The organism is Herbidospora daliensis, assembly GCF_001570585.1.
In the GTDB taxonomy this organism is placed as follows: Bacteria; Actinomycetota; Actinomycetes; order Streptosporangiales; family Streptosporangiaceae; genus Herbidospora; species Herbidospora daliensis.
In genome coordinates, this window is record NZ_BBXF01000003.1 from 478,577 (window position 1) to 495,704 (window position 17,128).

Annotated in this window: 15 protein-coding genes; 14 read left to right on the forward strand and 1 reads right to left on the reverse strand. The window is 71.5% G+C overall.

Annotation, left to right across the window (positions count from 1 at the left end; all coding sequences use genetic code 11):
* Window positions 1-103: 103 nt before the first annotated feature.
* Window positions 104-1,618: an alkaline phosphatase D family protein gene (locus AW274_RS17465; RefSeq protein WP_232320160.1), complete on the forward strand. Its 1,515-nt coding sequence runs from the start codon at window positions 104-106 to the stop codon at window positions 1,616-1,618.
* Window positions 1,615-2,862 (forward strand): FG-GAP-like repeat-containing protein, encoded by a 1,248-nt coding sequence (locus AW274_RS17470; RefSeq protein WP_062433104.1) that lies wholly within the window; start codon window positions 1,615-1,617, stop codon window positions 2,860-2,862. Before AW274_RS17465 ends, AW274_RS17470 begins: the two co-directional genes overlap by 4 nt.
* Here the strand turns inward: AW274_RS17470 and AW274_RS17475 are convergent.
* Window positions 2,859-4,229 (reverse strand): MFS transporter, encoded by a 1,371-nt coding sequence (locus AW274_RS17475; protein ID WP_062433107.1) that lies wholly within the window; start codon window positions 4,227-4,229, stop codon window positions 2,859-2,861. The genes AW274_RS17470 and AW274_RS17475 overlap by 4 nt on opposite strands.
* A gap of 255 nt (window positions 4,230-4,484) precedes the next feature.
* Here AW274_RS17475 and AW274_RS17480 point away from each other — a divergent pair, with 255 nt between their 5' ends.
* From AW274_RS17480 to AW274_RS17535, 12 genes are all read left to right on the forward strand, one after another.
* Complete coding sequence (locus tag AW274_RS17480; protein ID WP_062433110.1) at window positions 4,485-6,662, forward strand: M6 family metallopeptidase; 2,178 nt, start codon at window positions 4,485-4,487, stop codon at window positions 6,660-6,662.
* A 192-nt stretch (window positions 6,663-6,854) separates the two neighbouring features.
* Window positions 6,855-7,418 (forward strand): hypothetical protein, encoded by a 564-nt coding sequence (locus AW274_RS17485; RefSeq protein ID WP_062433112.1) that lies wholly within the window; start codon window positions 6,855-6,857, stop codon window positions 7,416-7,418.
* Window positions 7,419-7,878: 460 nt separating this feature from the next.
* Window positions 7,879-8,847, forward strand: a complete 969-nt coding sequence (locus AW274_RS17490) for an STM4015 family protein (protein ID WP_062433115.1) — start codon at window positions 7,879-7,881, stop codon at window positions 8,845-8,847.
* Window positions 8,844-9,683 carry an STM4015 family protein gene (locus AW274_RS17495; protein ID WP_062433118.1) on the forward strand — a complete coding sequence of 280 codons (840 nt, stop codon included), beginning with the start codon at window positions 8,844-8,846 and terminating at the stop codon, window positions 9,681-9,683. The genes AW274_RS17490 and AW274_RS17495 overlap by 4 nt, the downstream gene beginning before the upstream one ends.
* Complete coding sequence (locus tag AW274_RS17500) at window positions 9,680-10,621, forward strand: STM4015 family protein (RefSeq protein ID WP_083974403.1); 942 nt, start codon at window positions 9,680-9,682, stop codon at window positions 10,619-10,621. Before AW274_RS17495 ends, AW274_RS17500 begins: the two co-directional genes overlap by 4 nt.
* Window positions 10,618-11,535 carry an STM4015 family protein gene (locus tag AW274_RS17505; protein WP_063813409.1) on the forward strand — a complete coding sequence of 306 codons (918 nt, stop codon included), beginning with the start codon at window positions 10,618-10,620 and terminating at the stop codon, window positions 11,533-11,535. The genes AW274_RS17500 and AW274_RS17505 overlap by 4 nt, the downstream gene beginning before the upstream one ends.
* Complete coding sequence (locus AW274_RS17510) at window positions 11,532-12,566, forward strand: STM4014 family protein (protein ID WP_083974405.1); 1,035 nt, start codon at window positions 11,532-11,534, stop codon at window positions 12,564-12,566. The genes AW274_RS17505 and AW274_RS17510 overlap by 4 nt, the downstream gene beginning before the upstream one ends.
* Complete coding sequence (locus tag AW274_RS17515) at window positions 12,563-13,360, forward strand: STM4013/SEN3800 family hydrolase (RefSeq protein WP_062434603.1); 798 nt, start codon at window positions 12,563-12,565, stop codon at window positions 13,358-13,360. Before AW274_RS17510 ends, AW274_RS17515 begins: the two co-directional genes overlap by 4 nt.
* Window positions 13,344-14,594, forward strand: a complete 1,251-nt coding sequence (locus AW274_RS17520) for an STM4012 family radical SAM protein (RefSeq protein WP_062433124.1) — start codon at window positions 13,344-13,346, stop codon at window positions 14,592-14,594. Before AW274_RS17515 ends, AW274_RS17520 begins: the two co-directional genes overlap by 17 nt.
* Window positions 14,591-15,451 (forward strand): STM4011 family radical SAM protein, encoded by an 861-nt coding sequence (locus AW274_RS17525; protein ID WP_062433127.1) that lies wholly within the window; start codon window positions 14,591-14,593, stop codon window positions 15,449-15,451. Before AW274_RS17520 ends, AW274_RS17525 begins: the two co-directional genes overlap by 4 nt.
* Window positions 15,452-15,475: 24 nt before the next feature.
* Window positions 15,476-16,345, forward strand: coding sequence for an ABC transporter ATP-binding protein (locus tag AW274_RS17530; RefSeq protein WP_062433134.1), 870 nt, complete (start codon window positions 15,476-15,478; stop codon window positions 16,343-16,345).
* Window positions 16,342-17,109, forward strand: coding sequence for an ABC transporter permease (locus tag AW274_RS17535; protein WP_062433136.1), 768 nt, complete (start codon window positions 16,342-16,344; stop codon window positions 17,107-17,109). Before AW274_RS17530 ends, AW274_RS17535 begins: the two co-directional genes overlap by 4 nt.
* Window positions 17,110-17,128: the final 19 nt, after the last annotated feature.

The window sequence follows — 17,128 nt, forward strand, 5'->3', positions numbered from 1 at the left end:
CGTTCATTGACGACGGGTACCCGTTCATCTGTTCATTTTTGGTTATCGCGCTGGTCAGAGCCGTAAAAGAATTCCGACAGACGAGCGGTCTGCACTGTCAGACGTGCAGCGCAGATCGTTCATCTCCGGCGTGCTCCTGGCCGCCGCGGCGCCCGCTCTCCCGGCCCTGCCGTCCCGGGCCCTGAAGACCGATCCCTTCGCCGTCGGCGTCGCCTCGGGGGACCCGTCCCCTGACGGCTTCGTCCTGTGGACCCGTCTCGTGATCGACCCCTACGGCGCCGACGGCCGGGGTTCGATGCCCTCACGGGACGTCGACGTGAAGTGGCAGGTGTCCACAGACGAGAGGTTCGCGACCGTCGTGCGGGACGGGACGGCCGTCGCGTCGGCCCGTTCGGCGCACAGCGTGCACGTCGAGCTGGCGGGGCTCGAACCGGGCCGGGAGTACTTCTACCGGTTCCGGGCCGAGAACTCCGTCTCGCCGGTCGGCCGCACCCGCACCAGCCCGGCCGTGTCGTCGCCGCTCACCTTCGCCATCGCGGCCTGCGCCCACTGGGAGCACGGCTACTACACGGCGTACCGGCGGCTCGCCGAGCAGGAGCCCGACCTGGTCGTCCACCTGGGCGACTACATGTACGAGTACCAGCCCAACGGCTACACCGCGCCCTTCGGCAACATCCGCACCCACTCGGGCGGGGTGAAGTGCGCGACGCTGGCCGACTACCGGATGCGGCACGCCCAGTACAAGAGCGACCCCGACCTCCAGGCCGCCCACGCGGTCGCGCCGTGGCTGGTCGCCTTCGACGACCACGAGATCGAGAACAACTGGGCCGCCGACGTCTCCGCCAGCGACGCGCCCGCCTTCGACCAGCGCCGGGCCGTGGCCTTCCAGGCCTACTACGAGAACATGCCGCTCCGGCGGGCCAGCGTGCCCAAGGGGGCCTCGATCACGATCAACCGGCGGGTCTCGTGGGGGCCGCTGGCCCGCTTCCACCTGCTCGACACCCGCCAGTTCCGCGACGTCCAGGCGTGCGAGGACGGCGTGCGGGCCGGCTGCGACGACCGCCTCGACAGCGGGCGCACCCTCCTCGGCAAGGCGCAGCACGAGTGGCTCGTCGACGGCCTGCGCGACTCTCCGGCCACCTGGAACCTGGTCGGCCAGCAGATCGTGATGACCCAGAAGGACCTCAAGGTCGGCCCCGGCCGCGAGTCGAACCTCGACTCCTGGGACGGGTACGCCGCCGAGCGCGACCAGATCCTGCGCGGCATGGCCGGGGTGCGCAACCCGGTCGTGCTCACCGGTGACGCGCACATCCACCACGCGGCGGAGTTGCGTACCGACTTCGACGACCCGGAGACCAACGTCGGCGTCGAGCTGGTCGCCACCTCGATCGCCAGCGACGGCGACGGCTACCGCGACACCGAGCGCATGTCGGCGCTGCGCGCCGAGAACCCGCACATCAAGTACCTCGACCAGCGCCGGGGCTACATCCTGGCCCGCCTGTCGGAGCAGGAGCTGGTCGCCGACTTCCGCACCCTCGACTACATCAGCCGCCGGGGCGCGCCCGCGAAGACCTCGGCCCGGTTCACCGTCCCGGCGGGCGAGCGGAGGTTCGCGTGATCCTCGGCGTGGCGGCCCTGATCGTCCCCCTGCTCACCGGCCTCGCCCCGCGGTGCGACGCCTTCGTGGCGGTCGCCCAGCCCTACGCGACCGTCGACGGCCAGGTCAGAGCGGGTGCGGTACGCATCCTCGACGGCCCCCTGATCACCCAGGACGACCCGGAGCCGGGCGACATGTTCGGCTCCGCCCTGGCCACCGGCGACTTCGACGGCGACGGCTGCGCCGACCTGGCGATCGGCGCCTCGGAGGAGGACGCCGGCCCCGGCGGCCGCGACGGGCACGGCGTCGTCGAGATCCTGTACGGCCTGACCTCCCGGAAGACCGTCACGCTGCCGGGCAAGGGGGCCGACCGCTTCGGCGCGGCCCTCGCGGCGGGCGACCTCGACGGCGACGGCGACGACGAACTGGCCATCGGCGCCCCCGGCGGCGGCTCGGTCTACGTCTTCGGCCGGGGGAAGAAGCTGCGCCGGATCGAGAACACCGGCGGCGCGGTGACCGACCAGTTCGGCGAGGCGCTGGCGACCGGCGACTTCGACGGCGACGGCACCGACGAACTCGCCATCGGCGCGCCCGGCGCGAACCTGATCCGCCAGGGCGAGGGCACCGTGACCCTGGTCGGGAAGGACGGCCGCCGCCTGCTCTACTCGCAGGAGACCTACGGCATCGACGGCCTCTCGGAGAGCTGGGACGCCTTCGGCGCCGCCCTGGCGACCGGCGACTTCAACGCCGACGGCCACGACGACCTGGCGATCGGCGTGCCCGGCGAGGGCCTGAACAAGCTCCAGCGGGCCGGCGACTACGGCGAGGGGGCCGTGGACGTCGTCTACGGCTCACCCGGCGGCCTGCGCCCGGCCACCGCCGAGGCGTGGACGCAGAACAGCCTGGCCGGCGACGCGATCATGTACGACCGGTTCGGCACCTCCCTGGCCGCGGGCGACCTGAACGGCGACGGCGACGACGAGCTCGTAGTCGGCGTGCCCGGCGAGAACGCCGTCCAGGTGCTCGCCGGCACCCGGAGCGGCGGCCTGACCAAGAACCACAACCTGCTGATCCCCGGCCCGAAGGGCGCGGAGTTCGGCGCGGCGGTCCTGGTGCACGGCGGCGACCTGATCGTCGGCGCGCCGACGAAGGGCGAGGTGTTCCGCTACCGGGGCGCGGTGAAGAAGGGCTCCTACCCGGGCGTCGGCAAGAAGGGCGAGAAGATCGCCGAAGGGAACGGGTTCTTCGGCTTCGGCCTCGGCTAGAAGCGGATCCTGATGCCCACCACGGAGATCAGCGCCGAGATCGCCATCATGCCCGCGCAGGCGTACATGGAGAGCTGGAAGGCCGTGTTGAACAGCGCCGGGTTCAGGTAGGCCTCGCCGGTCAGGCCGACCAGCGGCGGCACCGCCGCCACGGCCAGCAGGCTGCCGGTCCGGGCCAGGGCGTTGTTGACCCCGCTGGCGATGCCGGCGTGCCGCTGCGAGGCGGTGGCCAGCACGGTCGCCGTCAGCGGGGCGACCGTCAGCGACAGGCCCAGGCCGAACAGGGTCACCGGCGGCAGCACCTCGGTCACGTAGTGGGCGCCGTAGCCGATCCGGCTCATCCACATGAACGCCAGCCCCGAGATCAGGATGCCGATCGTCATGGGCCAGCGCGGGCCGATGCGGCGGGCCAGCTCCCCGGCGTGCGGGGAGATCACCAGCATCAGCAGCGTCACCGGCACCAGGGCCGAGCCCGCCGCGAACGCGGTGAACCCCGAGACGGTCCGGAGCTGGAGCACGAGCACGAAGAACACCACGCCCATGGCCGCGTACATGAACAGCGTCACCGCGTTGACGGCGGTGAAGGCGGTGTTCTTGAACAACCCCACGGGCACCAGCGCCTGCGCGCCCCGGTGGTGCTCGACGATCACGAAGGCGGCCAGGATGACCGCGCCCAGGACCATCGGCACGACCTCGGTCTCGATCAGCCCGTAGGTCAGCGCGGCCAGGCCGAGCGCCGCCAGGCCCGCGCCCAGCGCGTCGAACCGGCCGGCGGCCTCCTCGTCGCGGGTCTCCGGCACGTGCCGCGCCGCGATCAGCAGCACCACCACCGCCAGCGGCAGGTTGATGAGGAAGACCCAGCGCCAGCCGATCGTCTGGACGATCCAGCCGCCCAGCAGCGGGCCGATGGCGGCGGCCGTGCCGCCCAGGCCCGACCACGCCCCGATCGCCTTCGGCCGGTCTTCGGCGGCGAACGTGGCCTGGATGATCGCCAGCGAGCCGGGGGTCAGCAACGCGCCGCCGATGCCCTGGAGCGCGCGGGCCGCGATGAGGGCCTCCATGCTGGGCGCCAGCCCGCACAGGGCCGAGGCGATGGCGAACCAGACCACGCCGATCATGAACACCTTGCGGCGGCCGTAGCGGTCGCCCAGAGAGCCGCCCAGCAGGATCAGCCCCGCGAGGGTCAGCGTGTAGGCGTTGATGGTCCACTGCAGGCCCTCGATGTCGGCGTCGAGCGCCCGGCCGAGGTCGGGCAGCGCCACGTTCACGACCGTGCCGTCGAGCAGGGCCATGCCAGAACCGAGCACCGTCGTGGCCAGGATCCAGCGGCCCTTGGCCGTGCTGAGCTGCACCGCTTCCGTCGTCACGTGACCAACATAGTCACCACGCCGGCCTGCTCCGGGCACCGGGATCGAGTACCGGTACGGCCCTATTTCCCGTCCTGAATGGCTTTCTCTTTCCTCACGCCATTGCCTGAATGATGTGAGGGAGAGCCGCTTACCGCCAAAATGACTGATGTTTATTGGCAGATGTCATGCTTGAAGGCCCCGCCTCCAGCCAGATAGTCACGGTGTGTCAGTGCGGCCTGTCACAGTGCCGCAGCAGCACCCGAAGGGGGTCTCATGACACGCAGACGTGTCATCGCGTTAGCAGTCACCGCCCTTGCCCTCCCGTTCGCGACGCTCCTCCCCGCCACCGCCGGGGCCGCCGCGCCGGCGCCGTCCTCCGCGCCGCTGAACGACTTCCGGCACTGGGACGGAAAGCTCGCCGACACCTTCCAGGGCAAGGAGATCGACCTGCCGGCCCGGTACGAGCCGTCCAAGGCCCGGAAGTCGACCGCCGCGGCGGCGGCCACCCCGCCGGTGGGCACGGTGCGGAACTGGCTGGCCATCGACGACACGCAGGCCGGGGGAGCGCCGTTCCCGAAGGAGTTCACCCTCCGCGGCGTCGGCGACAAGATCGAGGTGTGGGTCGCGAACGATCTGTCGTTCCCGGCCGGGGACTGCCGGGCGCAGATCCCGAACTCCACGACGATCACCGACGCGCAGGTCGCCTACTTCGTCAACGAGTTCGACACGAACATGTACCCGAAGGAGACGGCGGCCTTCTCCACCCCGCCCGACCGCGACGGGACCAACGCCCGCATCCCCGGCGACTACACCGGTGACGGCGACAAGACGGTCGCGCTGATCGACAACGTCCGCGACGACAACTTCTACGACTTCCCGGCCAACCCGACCTACATCGCGGGCTTCTTCTCGGCCGGCATCAACGAGCGCGTCGACCGCAACGTCATGACCGTCGACGCCTTCGACTGGGCCCACCGGACCGGCGACGCCCCGGCCGACGAGCCCACGAGCGACCTGTGCACCAGCCGCCCGGCCCGCCCGAACGCGTACGAGGGCACGTTCGCGCACGAGTGGCAGCACCTGCTCATGTACTACACCGACCCGTTCGAGGGGAACTGGATCAACGAGGGCCTCTCCGACTTCGCCCAGACCCTCACCGGCTACGTCGACGCCAGGGCGACCATCAACGACTTCGGCGCCGACAGCCACATCTACTGCTTCCAGGGCTTCGGCAACGTCCAGGCCCGGTACAACCCCAACCCGAGGCAGTGCGGCGGCCCGCAGAACTCGCTGACCCTCTGGGGTGAGGGCGAGCCGAGCGAGGTGCTCGCCGACTACGGCAACGCCTACGAGATCATGCTCTTCCTGTACGACCGCTACGGCGCCGGCTTCATGTCCACGCTGCACCGCGACGGCGAGCACCAAGGCCTGGCCAGCCTGGACGCCGCGCTGAAGGCGAAGGGCGCCGACCTCTACCGGGTCATCCACGACTACCAGTCGATGGTCCTGCTCGACCGGATCGTGGAGAGCCGCACCGGCATCGTGCTGGGCGTGCCCAAGTCGCGGGTCACCTCGGCCTCGCTGAGCTCCACGGTGAACCTCGCCAACCCCGACACCTACGACACCCCCGGCGCCGCCCCCAACGGCGCCGACTACGTGACGCTCCAGAAGGCCAACGGCCAGCCGTTCAAGGGCAGCGAGCTGCGCACCCTGAAGTTCACCGGCGCGACCGGCCTGCCCGCCCTGCCGCTCGCCTGGACGATCGTGAGCGACGAGCCCGACCGCCCCGGCAACCCGGTGCTGTTCTCCGGCAACGAGAACAACCTGAACGTCAGCGCCGTGGCCGAGGTGAGCGTCCCGGCCGCCGACCCGACCCTGCGCCTGCTGGCCAAGTACGGCGCCGAGGAGGGCTACGACTACGGCTACGTCGTCGTCTCCACCGACGGCGGCGCGACCTACACCCCCGTCGCGGGCGACCAGACCGTCGAGGGCCCGCTCGGCCCGTCGCTGAACGGCACCACCAGCGGCTTCGAGCCGCACACGTTCGACCTGTCCGCCTACGCGGGCCAGAACATCCTGCTCGGCTTCCAGTACGTCTCCGACGGCGGCGTCAACGAGGGCGGGATCCACCTCGACGACATCACCGTCGGCGGCACCGCCGTCAGCGACGGCTCCAGCCTGGAGCCGTTCGACTCCTTCACCGAGATCAAGCCGACCGCCGTGCACAACTGGAACGTCCGCCTGGTCGGCCTCGACGAGAAGCACAAGGTCGCCGCCCAGGTCGAGTTCAACGGCAAGGGCACGATCAACCTCAACCGCCTCGAACTCCTCCTGGCCCGGCCGTTCACCAAGATCGTGGCCATCGTGGCGTACGACGAACCGACCGAACTCGGCCAGCAGTACGCGCCCTACACCCTCACGGTGAACGGTGTGAAGCAGCCCGGCGGCTGATCGTGCTGACCCGGCGCCGCGTGCAGACGCCTGACTAGCCGGGTGGGCATTCGAAATGCTCCGTGACCCGCACGCCTGGGGCTAGGCGTGCGGGTCACGGTCCTATCCGGGCCGTGGAGGGTGACCGGCTGAGTCCTTATGCGATTCTCGTCGCCCTCCAACCTTTTCCGGCGGTGGCGCGTCTCACCAATCATGATTAAGCGGATCATTTCCCTCACCGTCGTCGTCGCGGCCGTGGGCGCCTTGGCGCCCGCCACGGCACAGGCGTCAGCCGGGCAGGTGCTCAAGCTGCGCAAGGGGCTGACGATCACCCTGCCGAACGCCTGGAAGGTACACGGCAAGGGCGACTTCACCTACGTGGTCGCCGGTAAGTGCAAGAAGCTCCATCAGCCCGGCTGCCGCCAATTCTCGATCTTCGGCCCCAAGGGCATCGCCATAGGGAATGAGCTGTTCAATCCCTATACGGGCAAGTCGCCCTACTACGCTGCCACCGACGTGCAGCCGTGCCCGCTGAACGCGAAGTGGAGCTACGGCGGCGGCGTCAAGCTCCTCACGTCCGGCTATCGCGAGATCGGCAAGGGACACAAGGCGCAGTACCGCGCCTGGCGGATCACGTGCGTCGCGAACGACTCGTCCAAGGTGAAAGCGACCTTCGTCCAGCGCGAGTGGCTGCTGCCGAAGTCCAAGATCCTCATCGTCGACAAGTTCAGCACCCCCGGCCTGTCCAAGGTGCTCACGAACGCGGTCTGGCGCTGACCGCCGGCGCTCGGCCGCCTCAAGCCGAGCCTGGCCTCGTCCGGCGGACATGTCGTCAAGCCCGCCATCACGTCCGAAGGTCCTGAGTGGTCTGCTCCGGACGTTCCTCGCGGGCTTTCCGGCTGCCGCCGGTCAGGCAGGCTGACGGTCGTCGGGGTCCTGCTCTTGCCGCTGTGCCCGTGATGTGGGCCGATGGCCGGCCACGGCGGTGTCGGCGACCGGCCGCCGATACCTGCTGTGCGGCCTCCGAGGAGGTTTCTTCGTCTCATCCCGAGTCCCGGCCGTGTCTCGGAGCAGGATCACCTCGGCCTCGGCCGAGGTGCGGGTGGAGGGCGCCCAGGCGACTGGCTTCGCACTCGATGGGTCCTGGCCGACCACGGCGGTGCTGTGGGGCGGCCTCGATCACGAAATGTGGGCGAGATCAATGATTTGTCGCCGCGTTCTGATAGGAACAGGGCCCATGCTGACAATCCTCCCGGAGAACATTCACCCCAACCCGTGGGATCTCTACGACGAGACCTACGCCGGTCTGGACGTCCACGTCTTCCCGCCGGACGACGACGACGAGCAGCTGCCGGCCGCCGGCACGGTGGCGTGGCGGATCGCCGAGCCCGACGCCTACGACGCCGAGGAGGGCGCGTTCGCCGGGACCCTCCAGGTGTTCCTCGACCAGGTCGCGACCGAAGAGGTGCGGGCGCTGGTCATCGGGTGCTGGGAGCAGGCGTACGACACCGACTCCTCCGTGATCGTCAGCCTGCTGGCCGAGAACGCCAAGCGGTTCCCGGCGCTGCGGGCGATCTTCCTGGGCGCGATCCAGTCGGAGGAGGCGGAGATCTCCTGGATCCAGCAGTCCGACGTGACCGCGCTGCTGACCGCCTTCCCGCAGCTGGAGCGGCTGGAGGTGCGGGGCGGCAGCGGCCTGGCCCTGTCTCCCGTCCGGCACGAGAACCTGCGCGTGTTGCGGTTCGAGACCGGCGGGCTGCCCGCCGAGGTGGTGCGCGCGGTCGCCGCGTCCGACCTGCCCGCGCTGGAGCACCTCGACCTGTGGCTCGGCATCGACAACTACGGCGGCGACTCCACGGTCGCCGACCTGGCCCCGATCCTGGCCGGCGACCGGCTGCCCGCGCTGAAGCACCTGGGGCTGCAGGACAGCGACCACCAGGACGAGATCGCCGCCGCCGTCGCCGCGGCCCCGATCGTGGCCCGTCTCGACGTGTTGTCGCTGGCCATGGGGACGCTGGGCGACGAGGGCGCCGAGGCGCTGCTCAGCGGGCAGCCGCTGAGCCACCTGAAGGTGCTCGACCTGCGCCACAACTACATCACCGACCCGCTGGCCGAGCGCCTGCGCGTGTTCGTCGGCGACGCCGAACTCGACCTGGCGGAGCGCAAGGAGCGCGACGACTGGATCTACGTGTCGGTGGCCGAGTGACCCACGTTGACCTGGGCGTGGGGATCCTCGACGAGGACGGCGACGTCCTCGACGGGCTCGACTCCTTCTTCGCCGACGCCGGCACCGGGAAGGTGTCGTCCATCGGCATCGCCGAGTGGCCGGAGATGTACGAGGAGAGCTCGCAGGCCATCGTCGAGAAGCTGGCCGCCAACGCCCACCTGCTCCCCGGCCTGCGCGGCCTGTCCCTGGGCCACGTCGACCCGGAGTTGTGCGAGATCTCCTGGATCCAGCTCAGCGACCTCACGCCGCTGCTGACCGCCTTCCCCGGCCTGGAGCGCCTCGACCTGCGGGGGAGCGACGGGCTGGCGCTGACCCCGCTCCGGCACGAGAGCCTGCGGGTGCTCCGGGTGGAGTGCGGCGGCCTGCAGAGCTCGTTCGTCCGGTCGGTCGCCGCCTGCGACCTGCCCGCGCTGGAGCACCTGGAGCTCTGGTTAGGGGTCGAGCGCTACGGCGGGAACACCTCGGTCGTCGACCTGGCCCCGATCCTGGCCGGCGACCGGCTGCCCGCCCTGAAGCACCTGGGGCTGCAGGACAGCGAGATCCAGGACGAGATCGCCGCCGCCGTTGCCTCCGCGCCCGTCGTGGCCCGGCTCGACGAACTCGACCTCTCGATGGGCATGCTGACCGACGTGGGGGCCGAGGCGCTGCTCGACGGCCAGCCGCTCAGCCACCTGAGGCTCCTCGACCTGCACCACAACTTCCTCAGCGAGGCGATGGCCGAGCGCGTCGAGAAGGCGCTGCCGGGGGTCGACGTGAAGCTGCACGACCGCCACGCGCCCCGCGACGACCGCTTCTACGTGGCGGTGTCCGAGTGATCTCCCTCAGCCTGCCGCCGCGGCTCAAAAACGAGCGGTACTTCGACCGCTACGCCAACCTGCCGATTGTCGGCTTCACCGCCGACGCGCCCGAACAACCGCCGGGCGGCAGCGGGGCCTGGCACCTGGCGGTCATGGAGGAGGACATCCTCGAGCAGATGGACGCCTTCTTCGACCGCGTCGACACCGAGACGGTGCCCGCCCTGGTGCTCGGCTACTGGGCCGACCTCTACCAGACGAGCTCGGCGCCCATCGTGGCGAAGCTGGCCGCCAACGCGCACCGGCTGCCCGCCCTCCGGGCCCTGTTCCTGGGGGCGGTGTCGAGCGAGGCGTGCGAGATCTCCTGGATCAAGCAGAGCGACGTCACCGCGCTGCTGACCGCGTTCCCCGATCTGGAGCGCCTGGAGATCCGGGGCGGTGACGGCCTGGCCCTCAGCCCGGTCCGGCACGAGAAGCTGCGCATGCTCCGCGTGGAGACCGGCGGTCTGAGCGGCGCGTTCATCCGGGGACTCGCCGCCTGCGACCTGCCCGCGCTGGAGCACCTGGAGCTCTGGCTCGGCGTCGAGCAGTACGGCGGCGACTACACCGTCGACGACCTCGCGCCGATCCTGAGGGGCGACCGGCTGCCCGCCCTCAAGCACCTGGGCCTGCAGGACAGCGACCGCCAGGACGAGATCGCCGCCGCCGTCGCGGCCGCGCCGGTCGTGGCCCAGCTGGAGAACCTCGCCCTGTCGATGGGCGTGCTGACCGACGAGGGCGCGGAGGCCCTGCTCAGCGGCCAGCCGCTGACCCACCTCGACCAACTCGACCTGCACCACCACTACCTCAGCGACCAGATGATCAAGCGCGTCGAGAAGGCGCTGTTCGTGGTGGGCGTCGACCTCGGCGACCGCCAGTACGACGACGAAGGATGGTTCTACGTGGCGGTGGACGAGTGACGATCTCCCTCGACCTGCCCCGGCACCCCGACGAGACCGACGTCTACTACGGCAGCTACGCCGGCCTTCCGACCGTCAACTTCTTCGGCACGGCCGACCACCCGCCGGGCGAGGTGGCCTGGTTCGTCCAGGACGAGAGCCTCGCCGGGTTCTTCGACGTCGTCGACCTCGCCCGGGTGCGCGCCCTCGTGATCGGCGGCTGGGACACCAGCGCCCCCGGCCTCGTCCGGGAGCTCGTCGCCGCGGCCCACCGGCTGCCGGCGCTGCGGGCGCTGTTCTTCGGGGCGATCCCCTCGGAGGCGCAGGAGATGTCGTGGATCAACCAGACCGACGTCACCCCGCTGCTGACCGCGTTCCCCGCCCTGGAACGCCTGGAGACCCGGGGCAGCATGGGCCTGCACCTCTCCCCGGTCCGCCACGAGCGGCTGCGCATGCTCCGGCTCGAGAGCGGCGGGCTCGGCGACGACGTCGTGCGCGGCGTGGCAGCGTGTGAGTTCCCGGCCCTGGAGCACCTGGAGCTCTGGCTCGGCGTCGACGAATACGGCGGCGACTACACCGTCGAGGACGTCGCCCCGATCCTGACCGGCGACCGGCTGCCCGCCCTGAAGCACCTGGGCCTGCAGGACAGCGACCGCCAGAACGACGTCGCCGCCGCCGTCGCGACCGCCCCGATCGTGGCCCGGCTCCACGGCCTGGCCCTGTCGATGGGCACGCTCACCGACGAGGGCGCCGAGGCGCTGCTCAGCGGGCAGCCGCTCACCCATCTGCGGCGGCTCGACCTGCACCACCACTACCTGAGTGACGCCATGTCGGCCCGCCTGCGCGCCGCCCTGCCCACGGTCGACCTCGACCTCGACAGTCAGCTCGACCCCGACGAGGACGAGGGCTGGCTCTACACGTCGGTGGGCGAGTGATCGTCGTCGGGACTCCGGGAGACCGCCGCACCGACCTGTTCGGCGCGGCGGCCCGCGCGCACGGCCTGGGCGAGGTCACCGTGGTCCCGTGGACGGACGTCCTGACCGGCGTCCCGCTCGCGTTCTCCGGTCTGGTCCGGGTCGACTCGCCCGGCGAGTCGGCCGAGGCCGACGCCCTGCTGCGCGGTGCGGGCGACCCCACCCGCGTCGGGGGAGGGGCGACCTGGTACACCCGGTTCGTGGACGGACTCGGACGGGTGGCCGGAGCGGGCGGCGAACTGCTGGCGGACGTGGGCGAGATCGCCGCCATGTTCGACAAGCGCCGCTGCCACGCCCTGCTGGCCGGGGCGGGCCTGCCGGTGCCCGGCGGCACGACCGTGCGGTCCTACGGCGAGCTGCGCGACCAGATGCGGGCGCGGTCGTGGCCCAGGGTGTTCGTGAAGCCCGCCCACGGCAGTTCGGCGTCGGGGGTGATCGCCTTCGAGACCTCCGGCACCCGTCTGCGCGCCGTCACCTCGGCCACCGAGGACCTGCGGAACTCGCTGGCGGTCCGGACGTACACCGACGAATCGACCGTCGCCCGGATCGTCGACGCGCTGGCCCCCGACGGGCTCCACGTCGAGCGCTGGTTCCCGAAGGCGTCGGTGGCGGGCGGCTGCTTCGACCTGCGGGTGGTGACGGTGGCCGGGCGGCCGACCCATGCGGTGGCGCGGGTGAGCCGGGTGCCGATGACCAACCTGCACCTGGGCGGCAAACGGGGCGACCTGGGGGAGATCCGGGCCCGGCTGGGCGCCGGCCGGTGGGACGAGGCGATGGACGTCTGCGCCCGCACCGCCGCGTGCTTCCCCGGCAGCCTGACGACCGGCGTCGACCTGATGATCGGCGCCGACTGGCGGTCGATGGCGGTCGCCGAGGTCAACGCCTTCGGCGACCTGCTGCCCGGCCTGGGCGCGCTCGACGGCAGCGGCCTGACGACCTACGAGTGCCAGGCGCGGGCCGTCGCGGCGGGGTGGCGATCGTGCTCGACATGAACACGGTCGTGGGCAGCCACGACATCCTGCTGCTCACCCTCGACACGCTGCGGTACGACGTCGCCGAACGGCTCATGGCCGAGGGGCGCACGCCGGGCTTCGCCAAGTTCCTGACCTGGGAGAGGCGGCACAGCCCCGGCAGCTTCACCTACGCCTCGCACGCCGCGATGTTCGCCGGGTTCCTGCCGACGCCGGTCACCCCCGGCCCGCACACCCGGCCGTTCGCGGCGGCGTTCCCGGGCAGCGCGACCACCGCCCCGGAGACCTGGGTGTTCGACGCGCCGGACCTGCCCGCCGGGCTGGCCAAGGCCGGATACCGGACCGTCTGCGTCGGCGGGGTGGGCTTCTTCAACCGGCTGAGCCCGCTGGGCTCGGTGCTGCCCGGCCTGTTCCAGGAGAGCCACTGGGAGCCCGGGTTCGGGGTGACCGCCCCCGACTCCTTCGAACGGCAGCTCGACCGCGCCGAGGAGGTGCTCGCCGGCGTCCAGGAACCGGTTTTTCTTTTCCTGAACGTCTCGGCGCTGCACCAGCCCAACCGGTTCCACCTGCCCGGCGCGGCCGACGACTCGATCGAGTCGCACGCGGCCGCGCTGGAGTACGTCGACCGGCACGTCGCCCGGTTGTTCGCCCTGATGACCCGCCGCCGGCCGTGCTTCGTGATCGTCTGCTCCGACCACGGCACCGCCTACGGCGAGGACGGCCACGTCGGCCACCGGCTCGCGCACGACGTCGTCTGGACCGTCCCCTACGCCGAATTCGTCCTCAACCGGAGCTCCGATGATCAGTCCGTATGAGAGTTACGTCTACGCGTACCCCCACAAGACGGCCTATCGGCCGCTCGACCCGCGCCCGGCGCTGACCGACGTGTGGCGGGGCGAGCGGGCCGGGTCGTTCTACGCCCACATCCCGTTCTGCGAGATGCGCTGCGGCTTCTGCAACCTGTTCACCCGGACGGGCGCCCCCGAAGAACTGGTGGCGGCCTACCTCGACGCGCTCGAACGCGAGACGCTGGCCCTGGCCGACGCCCTCGACCCGGCGTTCACCACGGCGGCGATCGGCGGCGGCACGCCCACCTACCTGAGCCCGGCCGAGCTCACCCGGTTGTTCGACGTCACCGCCAAGATCACCCCCTGGGGAGAGATCCCGCTCTCGGTGGAGACCTCCCCGGCGACCGCGACCCCCGACCGGCTGGCCGTGCTGAAGGAACGCGGCGCGACCCGGATCTCCATCGGGGTGCAGAGCTTCGTCGACGACGAGGCCCGCGCGGCGGTGCGCCCGCAGAAGCGGGCCGAGGTGGACGCGGCCCTCGACGCGATCAGGGCGACCGGCTTCCCGATCCTCAACATCGACCTCATCTACGGCATCGACGGCCAGACCCCGGCGTCGTGGCGGCACTCCCTGGAGACCGCGCTGCGCTGGGCCCCCGAGGAGCTCTACCTCTACCCCCTCTACGTACGCCCCCTCACCGGCCTCGGCAAGATCGGCCGCGACTGGGACGACCAGCGTATGGAGCTCTACCGGGAGGGCCGCGACCTGCTGCTCGGCCGGGGCTACGAGCAGGTGTCGATGCGCATGTTCCGGCTGCCCGGCACCGGGACCTCCACCGACTACTGCTGCCAGACCGACGGCATGGCGAGCGTGGGGTGCGGGGCCCGGTCGTACACGAGCACCCTGCACTACTCCCACGAGTACGCGGTCGGCGCCCGCCACGTCCGGTCGATCATCGACGACTACGTGCGCCGCGACGACTTCACCGAGGCCCTGATCGGCTTCACCCTGAGCGACGCGGAACGGCGGCGACGCCACACCGTCCAGAGCCTGCTCCAGAAGGACGGCCTCGACCTGGGCCTCTACCGGAGCCGGTTCGGCGGCGACCCCGACGTCACGGCGGTGCCGGCCGGATGGCTGGTGCGCGACGGCGACGTGCTGCGGCTGACCGACGACGGCCTGGCCCACTCCGACGCGGTCGGGCCGGCCCTGTTCTCCGCCGAGGTCCGCGCCCTGATGGCGGGCAACGACGCCCGATGACGCACCTGACGATCCTCTACCGCGGGCCGCTGGCCAGCTGCGACTACGACTGCGCCTACTGCCCGTTCGCCAAGCGGCGCGACACCCCCGAGCAGCTGCGCGCCGACCGGGCGGCCCTGCTCCGCTTCACCGCCTGGACCGCCGAGCAGGACCACGAGCTGAGCGTGCTGTTCACGCCGTGGGGGGAGGGCCTGGTCAGGTCGTGGTACCGGGAGGCGATGGTCGGGCTCAGCCACCAGGCCAACATCCGCCGCGTGGCCGTCCAGACCAACCTCAGCTCCCGGACCGGCTGGCTCGACCGGGCCGACCCCGAGAAGCTGGCGCTCTGGGTGACCTACCACCCGACCCAGGTGACCTACGACCGGTTCCTGGCCAAGGTCACGGGCCTGCCGGTCCGGCACAGCGTCGGCGTCGTGGGAGACCCGGCCCACCTGGAGCACGCCCGGCGGCTCAGGAAGGACCTCCCGGCCGGCACCTACCTGTGGATCAACGCCGAGGAGGGCCGCGCCTACACCGACGAGGAGGCGGCCGACTGGCAGGAGATCGACCCGCTGTTCCACTACAGCCGCTTCCCGCATCTCAGCGCGGGCCAGGCGTGCCGGACCGGCGACACGGTGATCTCCGTGGACGGAGAGGGGACCGTCCGGCGCTGCCACTTCATCCCGACGGTCCTGGGAAATCTCTATGACGGCACGTTCCGGAACCGGCTCGGTCCGCGGGCCTGCCCGAAGCTGGAGTGCGACTGCCACATCGGCTACGTCCACCTCGAACCCACCGGCCTGTACGACGTCTTCGCCGGGGGCGTCCTGGAACGAATCCCTCACAGGGCTCTCACAGAACCGTCCAGGAAGCCCTGAGCCGGGGGGCGCAGGCTCGGCCGCATGATCGAAGTGACCCGGCTGAGCAAACGCCACGGCGACGTCGTCGCCGTCGACGACCTGACGTTCGACGTGAAACCCGGCGCGGTGACCGGGTTCCTCGGGCCCAACGGGGCCGGCAAGACCACCACGATGCGGCTGATCCTCGGCCTCGCCGCCCCCAGCGCGGGGCGGGCCCGCGTCCTCGGCGCGCGGCTCGCCGACCTGCCCGAGCCGATGCGGGCGGTCGGGGCGCTGCTGGACGCGGGGGCGCTGCACCCGCGCCGGTCGGCCCGCGACCACCTGTACTGCCTCGCGGTCGGCAACCGGATCGGGCGGCGGCGGGTCGACGAGGTGCTCGACCTGGTCGGGCTGACGGCGGCGGCGCACCGGCACGCGGGCGGCTTCTCGCTCGGCATGAAGCAGCGCCTCGGGCTGGCCGCCGCGCTGCTCGGCGACCCCGGCGTGCTGATCCTGGACGAACCCGCCAACGGCCTCGACCCCGAGGGCATCGTCTGGATCCGCACCCTGCTGCGCGGCCTGGCGGCCGAAGGGCGCACCGTCCTGGTCTCCAGCCACCTGATGGCCGAGACCGCGATGACCGCCGACCGGCTGATCGTGGTGGCGCGCGGGCGGCTGATCGCCGACACCACCGTCGAGGCGCTCGCCCGGCCCGAAGGGGTGCTGGTCCGCACCCCGGAGGCCCGCCGGTTCGCCCGGGTCCTGGTCACCCACGGCGCGTCGGGGGTCGAGCCCGACGGCGACGACCTCGTGGTGCGGGGGCTGGAGCCGCGGCGCATCGGCGAGCTCGCCGCCGCCGAGGGTGTGGTCCTGTACGAACTGACGCCCCGCCGCGCGTCGCTGGAAGAGGCGTTCATGGAGCTGACCCGATGATCGACGCGATCCGCTCCGAATGGGCCAAGACCCGCACCACCCGGTCGACGTGGTTCACCCTCGCCGCGATCGTCGCGCTCGGCGCCCTGTTCGCGGTGCTGTTCGGCTACGCCGCCGCCGCGGAACACGCCCGGCTGACCGCCGCCGAGCAGGCCGCCTACCGGCCCGCGCCCGACTTCCGGCCGTTGATCTTCGTGCAGATCGCCGTCGGCTACTTCGGCCTGCGCGCCTTCACCGTCGAACACCTCACCGGGACGATGACGCCGACCCTCACCACGGTGCCCCGCCGGGGGCGGGTGCTGGCCGCCAAGGCGATCGTCTGCGCCGCGCTGACGCTCGCGGCCGGGACGGTGACCGGGCTCCTCGTGGTCTTCGTCAACCGGGCCGTGCTGGCCTCCCGGCAGGTGCCCCTGAACGCGCTGACCGAGCCCGGCATGCTCCGGGTGCTGGCCGGGCCGGGCCTGCTGCTGGCCCTGCTCGCGCTGATCGGCCTGGCCGCCGGCTGCCTGGTGCGCAGCACCGCCGGGGCGCTGGTCATCACCATCGTGGCCGGGGTGTTCGTGCCGGCGATGGCCTCGCTCTACCCCGAGTGGCTGGCCCGGCTGATCCTGAGCTACTGGCCGATCACCGCCGGGCTGCGGCTGCTCAGCCTCGACGCCGACCCCGACCTGCCGGGACCGGCGGCCGGAATCGCCGTGACCTGCGCGTGGGCCGTGATCCTGCTGGCCGCCGCCTACGCGGTGTTCCGGCGGCGGGACGCATGATGTGGGGGACGAAAGGGGC